Source organism: Gluconobacter japonicus, assembly GCF_015244665.1.
Classification (GTDB): domain Bacteria; phylum Pseudomonadota; class Alphaproteobacteria; order Acetobacterales; family Acetobacteraceae; genus Gluconobacter; species Gluconobacter japonicus.
The window spans coordinates 247,178-264,978 of record NZ_JABCQN010000003.1 but is presented as its reverse complement, the minus strand read 5'-3'; the positions used below and the strand labels follow the sequence as shown (position 1 = coordinate 264,978).

Genomic DNA, 17,801 nt, shown 5'->3' with positions numbered 1-17,801 from the left:
CAACTCATTGAGATTGCAGCTCTTCCTTCTTGACCTCCAGTTCCAGCCACTGCTCTTCAGCCTCTGTCAGAGCATTTTCTGCGGCCTGAAGAGCATCGCTGATTTTCGCAAATTTGGCAGGGTCGCGCGTGTAGAGAGCAGGATCGGCCAGAGCTTCTCTATACGTAACGATCTCTTTCTCCAGCTTGGCCATTTTTCCGGGAAGAAGGTCAAGTGCACGCTTGTCGTTATAACTGAGCTTTGTCTGCTTCTTTTCTGATTTTACGATATTTTTAGGGTCAGGATTAACGAACGACTTCTCGTCAACACTTCTCTCTGCGGGGGCTTCGCCACGTCGTTGAACCAGCATGTCAGAATATCCACCTGCATACTCAATCCAATGACCATCCCCTTCTGACACCAGAACGGAGCCCGCAACCCGGTCCAGAAAATCACGGTCATGGCTGACGAGCAGAACCGTACCCGCATAATCAGCCAGCATCTCCTGCAACAGATCGAGCGTTTCCAGATCGAGATCGTTGGTTGGCTCATCCAGCACCATGAGACTGGAGGGTTTGGCCAAAGCGCACGCAAGAGCCAGACGGCCACGCTCTCCACCCGACAGCTTTCCAACGGGCGTACGAGCCTGCTCGGGCCGGAACATGAAGTCCTTCATGTATCCAATAACATGCCGCTTCTCAGTTCCGACCTGAACCATATCGCCGCTTCCGCCCGTCAGGGTATCAGAAAGCGTTTTAGCGGGATCCAAACTTTCACGCTGTTGATCCAGCGTCACCATAGCAACAGACGGTCCAATATAGACCGAACCTTCCTGAGGAGCCATTCGACCCGTCAGCAGTCGAATAAGGGTCGTTTTGCCAGCACCATTCGCCCCGACCAGTCCAAGTCGGTCTCCACGAAGTATCTTGAGATCAAGATTTTTGACGATCTGCCGGTCATCATAAGACCACCCAAGATTCTCGGCACCAATCGTGATTTTCCCCGCGCCATCAGCCTCGGTAGCAGCCATCCGAAGCGTACCAGTGCCGCGCGAAGCCATTTCCCGACGGTTGATTCTCAATGTCGCGAGTTCAGCCACACGGCGCACGTTCCGCTTTCGCCGAGCTGTTACACCATATCGCATCCAGTCTTCTTCACGGGCGATCTGGCGATCCAGCTTGTGAGCATCGCGCTCTTCCTGCTCCAGAACCTCGTCTCGCCAAGTCTCATAGCGAGAAAACCCCTGATCCAGACGGCGCGTCTTACCCTGCTCAAGCCAGACAACACTGCGAGACAGCGTTTCCAGAAGACGACGGTCATGGCTGATGACAATCATGGCACAGCGGGACGCAGCCAGTTCTTTTTCGAGCCATGTGATTGTTGGCAGATCAAGATGGTTGGTCGGTTCATCCAAAAGCAACAGGTCCGGCTCAGCCGCCAGCGCCCGGGCAAGAGCACAACGACGCACTTCACCGCCTGAAAGCCGCTCGCACCCTTCGTCACCTGTCATGCCAAGTTCGGACAACATGCCGCGGGCACGATAATGCTCTGTCTCGTCCAGACCGTCAGCGACATAATGAAATGTGGAAGGATAGGCAGAAAGATCCGGCTCCTGGGCCAGATAATGGACCTTCACTCCCGGCTGAACGAAACGCGTTCCGTCGTCAGCGATGATATCACCCGCCGCTATTTTGAGGAGCGTGGATTTGCCCGAGCCGTTCCGCCCGACAAGGCAAATACGTTCTCCCGGCAGGACGCCAAGCTCCGCTCCATCAAGGAGCGGGCGCCCGCCAAGAGTGTAGGTAATATTCTGGAGAAGGAGGATGGGTGCCGACATGCCTCCTATGTGTCGCAGGAGACGTCAGCCCGCAAGGCTCCCAATTCCTGTTTTCAACTCAAACCGGCTCTACGCCACCTGTTACGGCCTGATACGTCGCAACAGCCAGAGCCAACGGCTCAAACGGCTTCGTAATCACGAAGGAAGGCTCGTGCGCTTCTCCGGTCAAAAGACGCTCAGGATAGGCCGTTACAAAAATAACAGGGGTTTCATGCGTTTTAAGGATACGACCGACAGCATGCATACCGTCTCCACCGCCTCCCAGATTGATATCGGCGAGTATCAAGCCCGGTTTAGTCTCAGCAGCCAATTTGACAGCATCGGCCTCTGTATGAGCTACGCCAGCAATCTTGTGACCACACCGTTCAACGAGATCCTGAATATCCATCGCAATGATGGGCTCATCCTCAATGATCAGCACTGATGTCTGGGCAATCCCCTGCAAAGCCTGACGGGCAATTCCAAGTTCACTTGCTGCATCTTCTTCAGAAATGGACAATGCACGTGCAGCTGAACCCAGCGACTGCTCCTCTAGAGACGTCAGAAGCAACAAAGCTCTCTGCGTTAACGTCATACTGGCCTGCGAGGCAGACTTGTGAGAAAATTCCTGCACAAGCTTGCCATAGAGAGCCAGTCGGGCAGGGAGGTCTGCTTCTCCTTCAACCAGTAAATCTTTCAGAGCGCTGGCAACCAGACGATCTCCCTGCGCTTGATCCCCGGCCAGCGCACGAGCAAAACGACGGGCATAAGGCAGCGCCGCGATAAGTTCCTGACGTGCCGTGTCAGTCATGGGTTCTTGGCCTCTTGCAGAATGGTCGCACGGAAACCTTATGAAGAGCTATCCGTTTGCGGCAATTGATTAATCATGACACGACCAGCATGACGCGCCTAGTGTTCGTTATCCGGTCGCACCTCACATGTTCCTTTGGAAGGACAATCCTCTGACAAACCCTGTTTCCGGCACGCTACCGGCTCCGCAGGAGAAAAGAGGATCTTCCTTCCATCAGGAACTCCTCAAAACACTCCCCGACCTTCGCGGTTTTGCGCGTTTTTTAACCCGTGATGCGACGGCAGCAGATGATCTTGTGCAAGATACGGTCGTGCGGGCTCTCGCAGCCCAGACGCAGTTCGAAACAGGAACCACGCTCAAGGCGTGGCTGTTCACAATTCAGAGAAATGCCTTTTACGAGCAACGCAGGCGTTTTTCCCGCGAACAGGAGATCATGCAGGATTTCGAACTCGATATGCCCGTCTCTTCCGAGGCTCCTTCCATGCAAAGCGCGAGAGATGCCATCACAGACCTCGGGGAAATTCTGTGGAAACTGCCAGACCTTCTGCGGGAAGCCATCATTTTGGTCGGTGCGCAGGAGCTTTCATATGAAGATGCGGCCTGTATTTGCAATGTTCCTGCTGGCACCATGAAAGCAAGGGTGTCCCGCGCCAGAAGCCAGTTAGCGGCTCTAACAGCAACAGACAGCTCATTGGAAAATTAATAGTAACTCATTGTTAAAAAGCAATTTTCAAGAAAAATAGAAAAATTTTCCATCTGGATGCAACGATCCTGAAGTTCCGTTCATTGATCCCATGAAACAGGACGAAATCAGGAGTATTTCCCATGACGTTCCATGACCAGGTTATTGCCATTCTTCCGAAGCTTCGCGTTCAGGCCCTTTCCCTGACCCGCAACCGCGCAGCTGCAGAAGATCTGGTTCAGGATGCTGTGTGCAATGCTCTTGCCGCCCAGAACAGCTTTATACCCGGCACCAATTTTTCTGCCTGGATGCATCGTATCCTTCGCAATCGCTTCATCTCCGATCTGCGCAAACGCCGTGAGACGACAGATATCGACGATGTGCCAGCAGCCAATTTTGCAAGCCCGGCCACACATGAAGACAGTCTTGCATTAAAGGACCTCTCTCTCGCTCTATCGCGCCTTCCGGCTGATCAGAGGGAAGCGCTCGTGATGGTTGTTATTCAGGGCATGAGCTATGAAGCTCTGGCAGAAGCTACGGACTGCGCCGTTGGTACAGCAAAAAGTCGCGTTTTCCGCGCACGTCGTCAGCTTGAAGCATGGATGACGGGAGAAATGCCCAGCAACGACAAGCTCCGTGTCAAGGTAAAAGCGCTACGTGAAGCGATTGATGCCCGCCATCGCGACGGCAAGTCTGCGGATGATCTGTTTCTTTCCTGAGCGAATATGAACTTTTAGCCTTGCACGGACGTTAAAAAATTGTCCATTTCGGAATTAAGGCAATTGCGGCGGGTCTGCTGTATTTTGTAAACACTCCGTCGCTGCCTCATTCATCGGCTTCTGATAAGGTCGACCGATGGCAGGCAGCCCGCAGGGACAGAAGCGACTGTTCTCCTTTGTCACAGAGAGGCTCAGGACTATAAAATGACCGGAGGAGACAAGTCCAAATCCTCATCCGGAAAACCAAAAGTTGAAGAGAACGATTCTCCTTTTGGTATCTGGCTGAGCCGCGGACTTCATCAGCTCTTTGACGATGTTGCGAACGAACCTATTCCTGACGAGCTCCTCAAGCTTATCGAAGAAGACCGCAACAAGTGAAAAAATCTGCTGCCCGACCTGAGATATCGGGTCGGCGGTCTCAAGGGGCCTGATCATTCCTTACCGCAGAATGATTTTTCGCAGTGTGAGAATGCTAGACACTGTCAGTGCCCGTGTCATGGCGCTCATTGTCGCAACGACTCTGCCACTGGCCACCATTGCGGGACTGCTTGCCTGGCATAATTATCAGGAAAATGTAGGGAATGCGCTTTCTCGTACCGAGAAAGACGCCCAAACAGCCCTCTCTGAACTATCCAGCGATATGGACCAGACCCATACCGCTCTGGATATGCTCGCAGAGGGAAACATCTCCCCTGACAATGCTCTCAGGGAATTTGCTCTCGTACAAACCATCTCCCAGCACCACTATTGTTCACTGGTTCTTACGGATGCGGACGGTCGCCCCGTCGTGGTTCTGCCACCACCGTCATCTCAAGACCCGGCAATCTGCACTTCGAGCGAACTGCTTCCTATTCTTTATGACGGCGCTCATCGGCCCAATATTGGCGTAGACGTTCTGAAGGGCAAACGCGGCCCACTCATCCGCTTCGTTGTCCCACTGATGAATCAGGGCGCCATTACCGGTTATATCGTAGCAGTACGAACGCTTGGATGGCAAAGAAGCCACCTGCCAATGGGAGATGGCCGACTTCTTCTGGGCGTCAATGACAATGCCCGTCATCTTCTATTGATGGGGGGTCAAGCGATCTTTTCGCTTTTCCCTGATCATCCCGACATCCCTGAACTTCCCACAGCAGTTCACGAGCGTCTTAAAACAGACTTTACAAGACATGCCTTGCACGATGCCTTCACGATCAAAGGCACGACTTATGTTCTTCAGAATGCCTATGGCCCGGTCAGCCTCCTTGTCGCCACCGAGCGCACACATGAAGAAAGCAGAGCTCTTAATATTTTCCTTATTCGGGTGGGGTTAATTGCAGGACTGCTAGCACTGGAATTGATCGCCGTTGCCCTTGCCGCCCGTACCTTTCTTGTAGAGCCACTAGAGCGACTTGCTCTTGCCGTCGCAGAATGGAGGAGGGGCGCCCCGTTTGATCCCCGTATCAACCGCTCGATCCCGCTGGAAATCCGCCATCTTGAACGGGCGTTTCTCCGTGCAACACGTCGTCTGACACGCCATGAGCAGGAACTCGAAAAATCTGCCCATCATCAGGATATGCTGATTCGGGAAATCCACCATCGCGTTAAAAACAATCTTCAGGTCATTGCATCCCTGCTGAATCTACAGGCAAGTCGTATCCGTTCCCATGAAGCCCGCGAGGAATTCAGACTTGTGCGGGACAGGGTCAGAGCGCTCGCCACCCTTCATCGCTATCTTTATTCAGAGAACGGCTTATCGGCGCTCGACGTTCAGAGCTTCCTCGAAGAATTATGTTCCATCCTGTTCTCTGCTCACAACATGAATACGCAGACTCGTATTCGGCTGAAGCTGGACATTGAGCATGTTCTGATCTCACCGGATCAGGCGGTTCCGGTGGCACTGATTGTCACAGAAGTCGTTAGCAATGCTCTTCGGTATGCATTCCCTGAAAACCGATCAGGCGCTATCAGTATTTCGCTTCGTCGCGTCCCCAATCCCCCTCCGGAAAAAGAGGGTCTCGTTGAACTTGAACTTGGAGATAACGGGATTGGCTTGGACGCCGCCCGCGCCTCCGAGTCCCGCACGCGACGTGAAGGCATAGGCATTCAGTTAATCCGAGGCTTTGCGCGACAAATCAACGCGGACCTGTTGATCAACAATGATGGTGGCACCTGGTATAATCTAAAGTTTGTTCCCGCTGATCCCGTTCCGACCGCGGTCGCCATCGCGCAGCAGGCAATCAACAGAGACGATTCGCCCATCTCGTAAGGCGTACTGGAGTTCCGACTCCTGAAAATGGGCATAAAAATCTAAATAAGCTGCAAGAAATGCGTCGAAGGCTGTCTTACAGCAATTTTGCGACCTATATGCAGGGATCATGAAGGCCGATAAAACAATCGCAAAAGCGTGGATCAAGGCGCAGGGACGAGCCAGCCGTTCCAGCACTTCCATCGTAGTGATCCTCGGACTGCTCTCGACCCTGCTGGGTCTTCTGCAGGCATGGGCTCTGGCCCGGGCACTTGCTTCCATCCTGACATCCCACTCCGCCGGTGCACCACCAGCGATCGGAATGTTTCTAATGGCCAGTCTGCTTCGAGTAGGACTGGGTGTTATTCAGGAAGTCATGGCCTCACGTTCAAGTCTTTCTGCGCGTCGTCGGTTACGCTCGGAAATTCTTGCGCGTATTCTTGGGGAAGGGCCCGCTCTTCTTCGCCGTCAACATAGCTCCGTCATCGCCTCAACTCTGGTCGATCGCATAGAAGCTTTGGACGGGTATTTTGCACGCTGGCTGCCTGCTTCAGCCCTTTGGCTGGTTTCTCAGTGGATCGTGGTTGCGGCCGTATTTTGGCAAAATCATCAAGCGGGCATTCTTCTTGCGATCTGTTGCGCCACTCTGCCTGTTTTCCAGGCTATTTTTGGCATCGCTACAGCCGTCGCGTCCCGCAAGCAGTTTCTGGCCATGACCCGCCTTCAGACGCGATTTCTGGACCGCGTCAAAGGAATTGCAACCATCGTTCTGTCGGGTGGTACGGAGCGTGAAACACAGGCATTGGCCAACAGTGCCGATGATCTGCGTCTACGGACAATGAAAGTGCTCCGCATCGCTTTCCTCGCATCTGCAACGACAGATGTGGCTATGGTTGTCGCTCTCGTACTGATTGTCATCACACAGAGCCATAGTCTCAGTAGTTCGACGCCAGAATTGACCCTGACCCGCGCTCTTTATGCAATCCTGTTGGTGCCAGAAGCGTTCGCGTCTTTCCGTGCTCTTTCTGCGGCGTATCAAGACAGAGCTCATGCGTCAGCCGCAGCAGAAGCCATGCATGCACTCGCTCCCATGCCGGAAGAAAGCCATGTTGTGGGTTGTTCTGCCACAGACGCACCAGCCAGCCTGGCGATTATGGCAGAAAATCTTTCTTTTGCATGGACCGAAGACCGCGGCCCCGTCATTCACGACGTCAGCTTTAAACTTCCCGCTGGTGAAACACTGATCCTGGAAGGCCCATCCGGATCAGGAAAATCAACGCTCCTTGAGCTGCTTCTTGGCTTCGTTACACCATCCGAAGGGTCGATCTTCCTCGGCAGCCAGAACATGGCCAACATGACGCCCCGTCAAATCTCTGCACAAATCAGCTGGATTGGGCAGAAACCTGTTCTATTTGCTGGCACGATCAGGGAAAATATTCTCTTTGCCAAACCTGAAGCCTCTGATCAGGAACTGAATGCAGCGATTTCTGCTGCAGCGGTCGACCATTATCTTTCCATGCTGCCGGAAGGACTTGAAACACGTATCGGCGAGGGAGGCTTCGGTCTCTCCGGGGGGCAGGCACAGCGTATTGCCATTGCGCGGGCATTCCTCAAAAACGCACCGATCCTGCTTCTGGACGAACCTACGTCCCACCTTGACCCGATAACAGAAGCTGAAATTCTGGAAAGCCTTCACACATTGGCGCAGGGGCGAACAGTTGTTCTCTGTACACACTCCGCACAGGCTCGACAGTTCCACGGGCGACACCTCGTTCTGAACAAAGGGCACGCCATCTCCTACACGGAGGAAGCCGCATGAGCGCCTCTTTTCAGTCCGAGCATCCCCAAAATGGAACAGCTCTTTCCCGCGTCATCCAAATTTGGAAGCCACATTACGGCCGCCTGATAACCGGTGGCATTATCGCAGAACTGGCTGTGTGCTCCGGCCTGCTTCTGATGGGACAAGCAGGAAGCCGCGTCGCCGCAGCTGCTGTCGGTGTCGCCGCTGGATCAATGCTGCTGCAGATCGCTGGCTCCTCCCAGATCGTTCTCCGTTATTTTGAACGGCTCTATACACACGACGCCATGTTCCGCGCACTGTCTGATCTGCGTGTGTGGTTTTACCGCCGATTGGCCGGAGGGGCAGCAGCAGGCCTCGGCTTCCAGAGGTCAGGCGATCTTTTGTCGCGGCTGGTGTCTGATGTGCAGACTCTGGACAATCTTTATCTTCGCATTCTCATTCCATTAGCAGCAGCCGTTCTGACGCTTCCGGTCGCAACTGTTGTCTGGCTGAAAGCGGGCCTATTACCTGGCCTGATCACAGGAGGATTTTTTGCTATTCTGGCATTTGTCCTGCCTTGGATCGCCGCACGCCTGTCCAGAAAATTCGGCCCCGACATTCTTCATGCAGATGCGGACCTCCGAGTAGCAGCTCTCGATCTCGCCTCCGGCTTACGGGAAGCAAGAGCTTTTGGCGCTGAAGACGTCTTAGCAAACGCCGTAACGCAACGTCAGGATGCACTGTTTGCCGCGCAGCAGCGTCAGGCGCTTCGTATGGCACTGACAAACGGGCTAGCAGGTCTGATCGCAAAAGCCGGAATCGCCGTCATCCTGTGCGCCGTCGCTGGCCTGATCTTTCAGCAATCCGCACCAGTTGTTGGTATTGCAGCCCTGTTTGTCGCCATTACAGCTCTGGATGGCGTCACAGGCCTGTCCCGCGCAGGCCTCCTGTACGGACAGGTCTCACACGCGGCAGAACGTATTATGGAAGTGGCCGAGCGTGGCTCTCAGGTTCCTGAAGGAACAGCAGCCCTACCTGCTCGTCATGACATCCGCGTAGAGAATGTGGCCTTCCGCTGGACGCCCGACCGGGCACCCGTTTTTCAGGATCTGACACTCACTCTTCGTGAAGGGGAACGCGCTGCTCTGATTGGCCCTTCAGGCGCCGGAAAATCAAGCCTTGCCGCTCTGCTCCTCAAGGTCGTCGCCCCCGAAAAAGGCAAGATCCTTCTGGGCGGAACAGATATCGCAACACTTCAGAACGAAACCCTGCGTTCTCAGGTCGCGTGGCTCTCCCAGTCCAGCCATCTCTTTGATGACACCATCCGCGATAATCTGCTTCTCGGCCGCACGGATCTCTCCGAAGATGCGCTGTGGACCGCCCTGGAGCAGGCGAAAATCGCAGATACGGTTCGGAACCTTCCGGATGGTCTGGACACGTGGATTGGCGAAAGTGGTTCCAAGCTTTCTGGCGGGCAGGGGCGACGTATTGCACTCGCCCGCGTCCTGCTTTCGGACGCGCCCGTGCTCATTCTGGACGAACCAGCCACCGGCCTGGACGCAGATACAGAAAAAGCCTTTCTGGAAACCCTGAACAATGTTGGAGATGGTCGAAGCGTGCTACTGATCGCCCATCGCCTGACAGGCGTTGAGAAGCTGGACCGAATCTGGCGTCTCGAGAACGGACACGTTGTTTCAAGCGCAGGTTGACCAGCCTTTGCCGACAAGGCACCTAGAGGCCTCAATCCTTTCTTTCAGGACGTTACGCCATGGTTCGTATTCTTTCTTCCATCCGTCTTGCGGCTCCGGCTCTCGTCCTGACCGCCGCTCTGGCTGGCTGCGCGGATCAGCCCTCCCGCGACAGCTATGTCGTATTTTTTGACCGTGATTCCGTGACCCTGAGCCCTGTTGCTCAGGCTGTTGTCACGAAGGCTGCAACGGCTGCACGCAATGAAAATGCAAAAACCATCCGTGTGGCAGGGTCCGCTGGCATGAATGGCGACCCGGCAGTTCTGAAGGAACTGGCTGACAGCCGTGCACAGGCCGTCGCAACCCAGCTCGCCAATGACGGTGTAAACGGCGCAAAAATTGAAATCCGTCCAGAGCCGGAAACAACGATTGACGCCTCACATGTTGCACTGCGCCGCGTCTCCATCACCATCAATCCGGGCCAGTGATCCGGCGTCCGGAGTGACGGAGGGATCTCTGAACCCTACGCCCAGTCCGGGCCGTAAACCCGAACAGGTCCTGTCGGATGTGTTCGGGTTTTCCGGTTTCCGCGGCCTTCAGGGAGAAGCCGTAGAGACCGTCATGCGCGGTGAGGACGTTCTCGTTCTCATGCCGACCGGTGGCGGAAAAAGTCTCTGCTATCAGGTTCCAGCCCTGTGCCGAGATGGCATGGGCATCGTTGTGTCTCCCCTAATCGCCTTGATGGACGATCAGGTCGCAGGTCTTCGCCAGCTTGGTATTCGTGCAGCGGCTCTCCACTCGGAACTGGAGACAGAAGAGCGGGAAATCCTGCGCGACGATCTGCGGAACAACAAGATCGACATCCTCTACATTTCACCCGAAAGGCTTCTCCAGCCCGGAACCGGCAATTTCCTGTCAAAGCGTCAGATTTCTCTGATCGCAATTGACGAAGCACACTGCGTCTCTGCTTGGGGACATGAATTTCGTCCCGAATATCGCGCTCTTGCGTCCTTGCCGGAACTCTTCCCCAATGTTCCCCGCATTGCTCTGACGGCCACAGCCGACCCCAGAACACGGGATGATATTCTCAATGTTCTGGGAATGCCCGACGCACGGGTTCTGATGGCCAGTTTCCACCGGCCTAACCTGTTTGTGGAAGCACGCCCCAAAGGTGGCGAGAGCAAGCAGTTGCTTGAAGCGCTGGAAAGCCATCGCACCGGAGCAGCCATCGTCTACTGCGGCAGCAGGAACAAAACCGAGCGCACCGCAACCATGCTACGGGAAAAAGGTCTGACGGCTCTTCCGTATCATGCGGGCCTGTCTCCCATAGAGAAGCGTGCAACCCTTATGCGCTTTCGCTCCGGTGAAGACATGGTGATCGTCGCCACGATTGCGTTTGGCATGGGGATTGACCGGCCAGACGTCCGCTGTGTGATCCATCTGGATATGCCGTCTTCGCCGGAAGCCTATTATCAGCAGATTGGGCGGGCAGGGCGTGACGGAGAAAAGTCCGATACGCTTCTGCTGTATGGCGGTGAGGATATGGCGCGGGCTCGCCACTGGCTGGAACAGTCCAACGCTCCCGACAACGAGAAACGTGTCATGCAATCCCGGCTGGAAAGCATGATTGCTCTTACCGAAACCACAGGATGCCGAACACAGGCTCTCCTGGCCTGTTTTGGTGAAAATCTGTCAGAGCCCTGTGGACATTGCGACAACTGCATCACGCCTGTTTCCACCTTCGATGGGACAGAGGCGGCCCAGAAAGTCCTGTCCGCGATTTACCGTACCGGTCAGCGTCTTGGAGCCGTTCAGCTGACCAACGTACTTCGAGGCAAGACGAACGAAACCATCGAACGCCACGCCTATCAGCATTTATCCGTCTTCGGGATCGGGAAGGATCAGACGGAAAACTGGTGGCGAGCGGTTGTCAGGCAACTGATTGCGCGGGGTGCCATCCGCACCCATGGCGAACATGGCAGTCTGGCCCTTCAGACAGACATCGCACGCCCGATCCTGCGCGGAGACGAGAGAATTCGGCTACGTCAGGATACGCGCCAGAGCCTGATCGCCCGCACACCGTCCAGCAATCAGGAAAACGAGAGTCTATCGGCTGAAGAAAAAACCGTGTTCGATGCACTACGCCAATGGAGACTTTCAGAAGCCCGGGAACAGGAAATCCCGCCTTACGTCATTTTCCATGACTCTGTTCTACGGGACATTGCCCGGGAGCATCCGGTGAGCCATCAGGAGCTTGCCAGCATCAAAGGCGTAGGAACATCCAAGCTCGACCGGTATGGCGAATCGGTTCTGGCAGTCATCAAGGAAATCTCGGCCAAAATCATGGCCTGAGATTTCCCGGAATTGATTATACGGGCTTGACCGTGAACCCGATCGTAATGCTGTCCCCATCGAGGAACTGGAAAGTAAACGGGATTTTCTCTCCCTGTTGCAAAGGCTTCGTAATGCCGCCGCACAGCAGGTGATACCCTGAGGGTGGAAAAATCATTTCCGAATTATGGGGAAGGGACAGATGGGAAAACAGATCATTCGTTGCCTGAGTCTGTTCCTGATTGGTGTGATGTGCGGTGATGCTGGAGCAGACCGGAGAGGACACCCCTTTCAGCAGATGATCCGCACCATCGTCATTGCGAATCGTAAAATAGCCGCTGGCGTATGACGTGCTGTGTGACGAGGGCGAGAGCGTTCCGTCCAGAACAACGATTTTCTGGCGGTTATGCTGGGCAGCAGGAAGCGCACCGGCATCCTGGGCAAAGCCCGGAACCGCAGAAAACGACAACAGGACAGCAAAAGCGGCAGATACCCGTTTCAACGACAGTCTCCTAAAAACAGACAGGCCCGTTTGGGTCGGAACGTATGATCCGGTAAACTGCCTCCAATTCCCCGGCCACCACAAGGCCCGAACAATCAGGACCGTCCATGCGTTGCCCTTTCTGCGGACATGAAGACACTCAGGTGAAGGACAGCCGGTCCAGCGAAGATGGAACGGCCATCCGCCGCCGTCGCGTCTGTTCCGCCTGCACCCAGCGCTTCACGACCGTTGAGCGCGTTCAACTCCGGGAACTGACTGTCATCAAGGCCGATGGTCGCCGCGCACCGTTTGATCGGGACAAGCTCGCCCGCTCCATTCGCGTGGCACTGCGCAAGCGCCCGGTTGAGGAGGAGCGTCAGGAACGACTGGTCAACGGACTGGTCCGACAGCTTGAAGCCTCCGGAGAACAGGATATTTCTTCACATCGTATCGGCGAACTTGCCATGGACGCATTGCGTGAGGTGGACGGTGTGGCTTATGTCCGCTTCGCCAGCGTCTATCGCGACTTCCGTGAAGTCGAGGCTTTCTCGAAGATCCTCGCCGACATGAACCCCATTCCCGGGGACGCACACGCGTCCCTGCCGACCAAAGACTCCCAGGAGACACCATGACCGCATCCGACGCGCCCACGAGCCACCCGACGCGCCGCAGCCGGACAATCGCCCGCGTTGCCGCTGTTCAGGCCCTGTTCCAGTGCGAACAGTCTGGCGACAATGCGGAAACCGTTCTCAACCAGTTCCTCCGCCACCGCCGCGTCAGTCCGACGGCATCTTTCGAAGACGGCCATATCCCTGATGCAGACCTCACCCTGATGCAGGAAATCGTTCGTGGTGTCACACTGAAGCAGGACAAGGTGGATCACACACTCAGCGACCTGCTGCCAGAACAGTGGCCGATGGCCCGTCTTGATCCGGTCCTACGCAGCCTGCTGCGTGCGGCCGTTTTTGAGATCGCAGAGACCGATACGCCAGACCGCATTGTCATCAACGAATATATGGACGTGGCCCATGGTTTCTTCTTCGGTGACGAGCCGAAGATGGTAAACGGCATTCTGGATACCCTCAGCCGTCGCGGTGAAGGCAACGCCTGATCCATGTCGGGCGAATTCAGTTTCATCGCCCGACACTTCCGGCCCCTCGCAGGTCCGGAAAGTCTCGACCTTAGAGACGACTGCGCCCTGATCTCCTGCCCCCTTGGGCAGGAACTGGCCATTTCAACCGACACAATGGTCGAGAACGTCCATTTCCTGTCGGATGATCTGCCGGAAACGCTCGGACGAAAGCTCCTGCGCTGCAATCTGTCAGATATCGCAGCCATGGGAGCAACGCCCTACGCCTACACCCTGAACGTCACCATTCCCCGAAACTCACGTTACAACGATAGCTGGTTCAGCGCCTTTGTAGCAGGGTTATCAGAGGATCAGGCCCGATACGGCGTGACGCTTTTAGGCGGAGATACAACCTCCATATCCGGACCTCTGGTTCTCTCGGCTACGGTGTTTGGACGTTTGCACAAGGGAACTGCGCTGCGGCGAAATGGCGCCAGGCCGGGCGACAGCTTATGGGTCACAGGCACGATAGGAGACGCCGCTCTCGGCTTGTTGGCACTTCAGGGGAAAATTTCTGACTCGTCAGGATTTCTGGCTGATCGCTATCGGTTACCGCAACCAAGAACAGGATTGACCCTGAACGGTATCGTGCATGCAGCGATGGATATTTCAGACGGGCTTATCCAGGATTGCCAGCATATTGCTGAAGAATCTGAAGTGGCCATTGATGTTCTGGCTGAAGCCGTGCCAGCGTCATCAGAAGCAAAGTCGTTGGGACCGGAGTGGTTGGAGCAACGGCTGACAGGGGGGGATGATTACGAACTGCTTCTGGCCTGTGCACCTGAGCAGGAAAACGCCCTGATTGAAATCAGTCAGAAAGCTTACACACCCATAACAAGAATAGGGACTGTGCATTCAGGAAACGGTGTGCGTGTGCTGGATCAGAACGGGCAGGCCATCCAATTTTTGAAAGGCGGCTGGCAGCACTTCTGAATGCTACCAGCGCCTGTGGTACTTCAGCCTTCGATCGCACGCTCATAGAGGCGATACCGCTTGTAAGGATGCGGCACGACGGCTTCTGCAAGATTCTTCATCCGCGTATCGGATTCCTGAATCCACCCAAGCTCGACCCATTTGTAGGGAAGAGACTGACCACGACGGAGCAGCTCTGAAATCGCCAGAGATGGCAGCAGAGACCCGAGCATGGTCCCGTGCAGCTTGCGGGTTACCCCCAACAGGATCACGCGCGCAGAGTGGAACCGATGCAGCCCAAGGCGAACACCAAGCTTCACCCAGCCCAACGGTGAAGGATCACCGCCCAAATCGCCAGCAATATCGTAGAGATTTGGGACAACCAGAGCCATGGCAACAGGCTCTCCATCCTGATCGATCTGTACATAATGCTCAGGCCGTAGCAGCGGCTTGAGCTGATCGATCATAGCCTTCATTTCATAGTCCTGAAGAGGCACAAAGTTGTACTTACCGCTCCAGGCATCATTATAAAGCGTCCGCAGAACCTCCCCCTGATCCGCAATCTGCTTCTTGGAGAGGCGAGTCAGGGAAATTGACCCAAGACGTCCTTCGCCAATCGTAAGGTCACCTGGGACCCGGAAAATCGACTCGCTGTCGTCCGTCAGATCCAGCTTGTAACTCAGCAGGTCTTCCGTGCGCTCATAACCTGCGGCTTCCACGAGTTGACCAAGCAGCTTGGGGTGCCACGGCATCGCAATCATCAAGGGCTGATCCTGCCCCTCGATCATAAGACCGGACTCACCATTTCCGCTCAGTGTCACAGGACCACGAACGCGCTCCATACCCTGCAACCGCAGCCAGTGCCGGGCGGCATCCAGCAGAGCAGCCACAACAGACGCTTCCGGTACAGCATCCAGCGCCCCGAAGGACCCGATTTTCTCACCCCAAAACTCGATTGCACGATGGTCTACGATTGCAGCAATTCGCCCGACCGGGACATTACCGCGCCATGCCAGAAAGTAACGGATGCTGGAGTGACGAAAAATCGCCGCCTTACGAGGGTTAAGGAGATCGTTCTGTTCCAGATCCAGGGAAGGAACAAATCCCGCCATTCCCGCGTAAATACGGCGGGGCAGGGTAATGAAGAGCTTCAGATGTGCCCGCGTCGTAACTGGACGGACTACTAGATCATCTTGCGGAGCGGGCGATGTCATAGGGTCGGGCCTTGCACCTCTGGTTGGAAAACAGGTTCCGGAATAAAGGGTAGCGTGCTGTTCAGACACGGGGTCGCATCTTCTGGCACGGGAAGGCTATACCTTTCCACCACCAATCCGACCATGACTTTCAATATATGGATCTTTCTTCCATGACATCGACACCGCCCAACCGGCCCGGTCTTCAATCCCGCATCCTGATCACCGGGGCCTCAAGCGGCATCGGAGAAGCCCTTGCGCTTCATTATGCACGGGCTGGCACACATCTTGTTCTATGGGGACGGAATCAGACGCGTCTGGATCGTGTCGCAGCACAGGCCGCCAAACACGGGGCGACAACAGAAACTCTGGCGCTGGACCTCTGCGACCCTGAGGCAGCGCTTCAGGCGCTTCGCTCCGCGGATGACACCACTCCAGTCGATATTCTCATTCTGGCCGCAGGCCTAGGCGATATCCGACCGGAAGGTGAACTCACGGAACTTCCCGAGCAGGTAAAGACAATCTCTCTGGTCAACTTCACAACGCCCGTCACACTGGCGACCGAAATGGCCCGGAGAATGGTCACACGGGGAGGCGGAAACATTGCCCTGATAGGCTCTGTAGCGGCATTCCATGATCTGCCCATTGCTACGGCCTATAGCGGCTCCAAAGCCGGCCTGGCCCGGTTCAGCACTGCCCTTCACGCAGCTATGACCCCGCATAACGTCCATATCACGCTAGTCTCTCCCGGCTATGTGGACACACCGATGAGCCAACGCCTGGAAGGCGCGCGACCTTTCCTCGTTTCCTCCCGCAAAGCTGCGCGCATGATCGCTCGTGCGATCGGCCAGGGCAGGGCCCATCTCCTGTTCCCATGGCCGTTTGCACTTGCTCGACTACTGGAAATGCTGGTGCCCCGTCCCATCGCTCATCGCCTGCTGCGCTCTGCAGAAGTGCGACAGAGTGCGTCAAATTAGGAAAAGCAGCATCTCGTTAACTTGACGTCACGCAGCCGGTAAGCGACTGCTTCCACATTGAACCCGCCAGACAGGCCAGAGGAAAGTTGTCATGAGGGAAATCGTTGCAGTCGACATCGGAGGCACCCATGCCCGTTTTGCGATTGCAAGCATCGAGGACGGGAAGGTCATCGAGCTGGGAGAAGCCGTTACCCTGAAATGCGCCGAACACGCCAGTCTTGCGCTTGCATGGGAAGCTTTTGGTCGTTCTCTTGACCAACCAATGCCTAAAGAAGCGGGAATTGCCGTCGCCTGTCCAGTCACAGGCGAAATCCTGAAGATGACCAACAATCCATGGATCATCCACCCGTCCCAACTCGCTCAGCGGTTGCATCTGGACAATTTTGTTCTTGTGAACGATTTCGGTGCTGTCGCTCACGCAGTCGCGCAGGTTGATTCTTCCTTCATGCAGCATCTCTGCGGACCGAATATCGATCTGCCCCCCCAAGGTGCCATCACAATCGTTGGTCCTGGTACGGGACTTGGCGCTGCATGCCTTCTTCGACGCGGCTCAAAGTACTTTGTCATGGAGACAGAAGGTGGCCATTTGGACTACCCGCCGCTCGATGATGTAGAAGACCGGATTCTGAAGGCCCTGCGTCAACGCTTCCGCCGCGTCTCGGCCGAACGGATCGTGTCCGGGCCAGGTCTGACAAATCTTTATGAAGTGATTGCCGAGCAGCAGGGGCTACCCATTACCCTGCGGGACAACAAGACCCTCTGGCAAAATGCAATGGAAGGCTCAGACACGATTGCCGCTGCCGCTCTCGAACGATTCTGCCTGAGCCTTGGCGCAATTTCGGGCGACCTGGCTCTCGCACACGGAGCACAGGGCGTTGTCATTGCAGGAGGCCTGGGTCTGCGTCTGGCAGGAATTCTTGGAGAGTCCGGATTTGCGGAGCGCTTCGTCGCCAAAGGACGCTTTGAGACCATGATGAGCGAAATGCCCGTCAAGATCATCACACATCCGCAGCCCGGCCTATTCGGGGCAGCAGCAGCCTATGCAGAAGCTCACTCCTAACGGGGTGAGCGAAACA

Annotated in this window: 17 protein-coding genes; 13 read left to right on the top strand and 4 right to left on the bottom strand. The window is 55.5% G+C overall.

Features of this window, described 5'->3' with window-relative positions; genetic code table 11:
- Window positions 1-4 precede the first annotated feature (4 nt).
- Together HKD32_RS07650 and HKD32_RS07645 are read right to left on the bottom strand one after the other, a co-directional pair.
- Complete coding sequence (locus tag HKD32_RS07650) at window positions 5-1,816, bottom strand: ABC-F family ATP-binding cassette domain-containing protein (protein WP_194257803.1); 1,812 nt, start codon at window positions 1,814-1,816, stop codon at window positions 5-7.
- 58 nt (window positions 1,817-1,874) lie between these two features.
- The gene (locus tag HKD32_RS07645) at window positions 1,875-2,606 is read right to left on the bottom strand and encodes a response regulator (protein ID WP_194257802.1); all 732 of its coding nucleotides are present in this window, start codon (window positions 2,604-2,606) and stop codon (window positions 1,875-1,877) included.
- A gap of 127 nt (window positions 2,607-2,733) precedes the next feature.
- Between HKD32_RS07645 and HKD32_RS07640 the strand changes: the two genes are divergently transcribed.
- The 8 genes from HKD32_RS07640 (at window position 2,734) to recQ (ending at window position 12,054) form a co-directional block, all read left to right on the top strand.
- Window positions 2,734-3,309: a sigma-70 family RNA polymerase sigma factor gene (locus HKD32_RS07640; RefSeq protein WP_082785239.1), complete on the top strand. Its 576-nt coding sequence runs from the start codon at window positions 2,734-2,736 to the stop codon at window positions 3,307-3,309.
- A 122-nt stretch (window positions 3,310-3,431) separates the two neighbouring features.
- On the top strand, window positions 3,432-4,007 hold the full coding sequence (locus HKD32_RS07635) for a sigma-70 family RNA polymerase sigma factor (RefSeq protein WP_010501628.1): 576 nt from the start codon (window positions 3,432-3,434) through the stop codon (window positions 4,005-4,007).
- Window positions 4,008-4,211: 204 nt separating this feature from the next.
- Window positions 4,212-4,385 carry a NepR family anti-sigma factor gene (locus HKD32_RS07630; RefSeq protein WP_194257801.1) on the top strand — a complete coding sequence of 58 codons (174 nt, stop codon included), beginning with the start codon at window positions 4,212-4,214 and terminating at the stop codon, window positions 4,383-4,385.
- 91 nt (window positions 4,386-4,476) lie between these two features.
- The gene (locus HKD32_RS07625) at window positions 4,477-6,255 is read left to right on the top strand and encodes a sensor histidine kinase (protein WP_228118864.1); all 1,779 of its coding nucleotides are present in this window, start codon (window positions 4,477-4,479) and stop codon (window positions 6,253-6,255) included.
- A 109-nt stretch (window positions 6,256-6,364) separates the two neighbouring features.
- Window positions 6,365-8,053: a thiol reductant ABC exporter subunit CydD gene (gene cydD / locus HKD32_RS07620; protein WP_061933048.1), complete on the top strand. Its 1,689-nt coding sequence runs from the start codon at window positions 6,365-6,367 to the stop codon at window positions 8,051-8,053.
- Window positions 8,050-9,723 carry a thiol reductant ABC exporter subunit CydC gene (gene cydC / locus HKD32_RS07615; protein WP_061933049.1) on the top strand — a complete coding sequence of 558 codons (1,674 nt, stop codon included), beginning with the start codon at window positions 8,050-8,052 and terminating at the stop codon, window positions 9,721-9,723. The genes cydD and cydC overlap by 4 nt, the downstream gene beginning before the upstream one ends.
- A gap of 59 nt (window positions 9,724-9,782) precedes the next feature.
- Window positions 9,783-10,190 (top strand): OmpA family protein, encoded by a 408-nt coding sequence (locus HKD32_RS07610; protein ID WP_010501619.1) that lies wholly within the window; start codon window positions 9,783-9,785, stop codon window positions 10,188-10,190.
- Window positions 10,144-12,054 (top strand): DNA helicase RecQ, encoded by a 1,911-nt coding sequence (gene recQ / locus HKD32_RS07605; RefSeq protein WP_228118863.1) that lies wholly within the window; start codon window positions 10,144-10,146, stop codon window positions 12,052-12,054. The genes HKD32_RS07610 and recQ overlap by 47 nt, the downstream gene beginning before the upstream one ends.
- A gap of 16 nt (window positions 12,055-12,070) precedes the next feature.
- On the opposite strand, the gene HKD32_RS07600 is transcribed toward recQ, so the two are convergent.
- Window positions 12,071-12,535 carry a copper chaperone PCu(A)C gene (locus HKD32_RS07600; protein WP_061933057.1) on the bottom strand — a complete coding sequence of 155 codons (465 nt, stop codon included), beginning with the start codon at window positions 12,533-12,535 and terminating at the stop codon, window positions 12,071-12,073.
- Window positions 12,536-12,642: 107 nt separating this feature from the next.
- On the opposite strand from HKD32_RS07600, the gene nrdR reads away from it, so the two are divergent.
- The 3 genes from nrdR to thiL are packed head-to-tail and all read left to right on the top strand — an operon-like array spanning window position 12,643 to window position 14,576.
- On the top strand, window positions 12,643-13,146 hold the full coding sequence (gene nrdR, locus HKD32_RS07595; protein WP_010501613.1) for a transcriptional regulator NrdR: 504 nt from the start codon (window positions 12,643-12,645) through the stop codon (window positions 13,144-13,146).
- A complete protein-coding gene (gene nusB / locus HKD32_RS07590) occupies window positions 13,143-13,625 on the top strand; it encodes a transcription antitermination factor NusB (RefSeq protein WP_063904675.1) in 483 nt (160 codons plus the stop codon). The genes nrdR and nusB overlap by 4 nt, the downstream gene beginning before the upstream one ends.
- Window positions 13,626-13,628: 3 nt before the next feature.
- Window positions 13,629-14,576, top strand: coding sequence for a thiamine-phosphate kinase (gene thiL, locus HKD32_RS07585; RefSeq protein WP_194257799.1), 948 nt, complete (start codon window positions 13,629-13,631; stop codon window positions 14,574-14,576).
- A 23-nt stretch (window positions 14,577-14,599) separates the two neighbouring features.
- Here the strand turns inward: thiL and HKD32_RS07580 are convergent, their stop codons facing one another.
- The gene (locus HKD32_RS07580) at window positions 14,600-15,769 is read right to left on the bottom strand and encodes a hypothetical protein (RefSeq protein ID WP_062503087.1); all 1,170 of its coding nucleotides are present in this window, start codon (window positions 15,767-15,769) and stop codon (window positions 14,600-14,602) included.
- Between the two features lie 152 nt (window positions 15,770-15,921).
- Here HKD32_RS07580 and HKD32_RS07575 point away from each other — a divergent pair, with 152 nt between their 5' ends.
- Together HKD32_RS07575 and glk are read left to right on the top strand one after the other, a co-directional pair.
- Window positions 15,922-16,725: an SDR family NAD(P)-dependent oxidoreductase gene (locus tag HKD32_RS07575; protein WP_061933359.1), complete on the top strand. Its 804-nt coding sequence runs from the start codon at window positions 15,922-15,924 to the stop codon at window positions 16,723-16,725.
- A 91-nt stretch (window positions 16,726-16,816) separates the two neighbouring features.
- The gene (glk, locus tag HKD32_RS07570) at window positions 16,817-17,785 is read left to right on the top strand and encodes a glucokinase (protein ID WP_194257798.1); all 969 of its coding nucleotides are present in this window, start codon (window positions 16,817-16,819) and stop codon (window positions 17,783-17,785) included.
- Window positions 17,786-17,801: the final 16 nt, after the last annotated feature.

What these genes read in the sequence shown, in the direction of transcription:
- thiL (WP_194257799.1), top strand. Translation starts at nt 13,629, where the DNA reads ATGTCGGGCGAATTCAGTTTCATCGCCCGACACTTCCGGCCCCTCGCA.
- HKD32_RS07575 (WP_061933359.1), top strand. Translation starts at nt 15,922, where the DNA reads ATGACATCGACACCGCCCAACCGGCCCGGTCTTCAATCCCGCATCCTG.
- recQ (WP_228118863.1), top strand. Translation starts at nt 10,144, where the DNA reads ATGTTGCACTGCGCCGCGTCTCCATCACCATCAATCCGGGCCAGTGAT.
- cydC (WP_061933049.1), top strand. Translation starts at nt 8,050, where the DNA reads ATGAGCGCCTCTTTTCAGTCCGAGCATCCCCAAAATGGAACAGCTCTT.
- HKD32_RS07630 (WP_194257801.1), top strand. Translation starts at nt 4,212, where the DNA reads ATGACCGGAGGAGACAAGTCCAAATCCTCATCCGGAAAACCAAAAGTT.
- nrdR (WP_010501613.1), top strand. Translation starts at nt 12,643, where the DNA reads ATGCGTTGCCCTTTCTGCGGACATGAAGACACTCAGGTGAAGGACAGC.
- HKD32_RS07645 (WP_194257802.1), bottom strand. Translation starts at nt 2,606, where the DNA reads ATGACTGACACGGCACGTCAGGAACTTATCGCGGCGCTGCCTTATGCC.
- HKD32_RS07640 (WP_082785239.1), top strand. Translation starts at nt 2,734, where the DNA reads ATGTTCCTTTGGAAGGACAATCCTCTGACAAACCCTGTTTCCGGCACG.
- HKD32_RS07650 (WP_194257803.1), bottom strand. Translation starts at nt 1,816, where the DNA reads ATGTCGGCACCCATCCTCCTTCTCCAGAATATTACCTACACTCTTGGC.
- HKD32_RS07635 (WP_010501628.1), top strand. Translation starts at nt 3,432, where the DNA reads ATGACGTTCCATGACCAGGTTATTGCCATTCTTCCGAAGCTTCGCGTT.
- HKD32_RS07610 (WP_010501619.1), top strand. Translation starts at nt 9,783, where the DNA reads ATGGTTCGTATTCTTTCTTCCATCCGTCTTGCGGCTCCGGCTCTCGTC.
- nusB (WP_063904675.1), top strand. Translation starts at nt 13,143, where the DNA reads ATGACCGCATCCGACGCGCCCACGAGCCACCCGACGCGCCGCAGCCGG.
- HKD32_RS07625 (WP_228118864.1), top strand. Translation starts at nt 4,477, where the DNA reads ATGCTAGACACTGTCAGTGCCCGTGTCATGGCGCTCATTGTCGCAACG.
- glk (WP_194257798.1), top strand. Translation starts at nt 16,817, where the DNA reads ATGAGGGAAATCGTTGCAGTCGACATCGGAGGCACCCATGCCCGTTTT.
- cydD (WP_061933048.1), top strand. Translation starts at nt 6,365, where the DNA reads ATGAAGGCCGATAAAACAATCGCAAAAGCGTGGATCAAGGCGCAGGGA.
- HKD32_RS07580 (WP_062503087.1), bottom strand. Translation starts at nt 15,769, where the DNA reads ATGACATCGCCCGCTCCGCAAGATGATCTAGTAGTCCGTCCAGTTACG.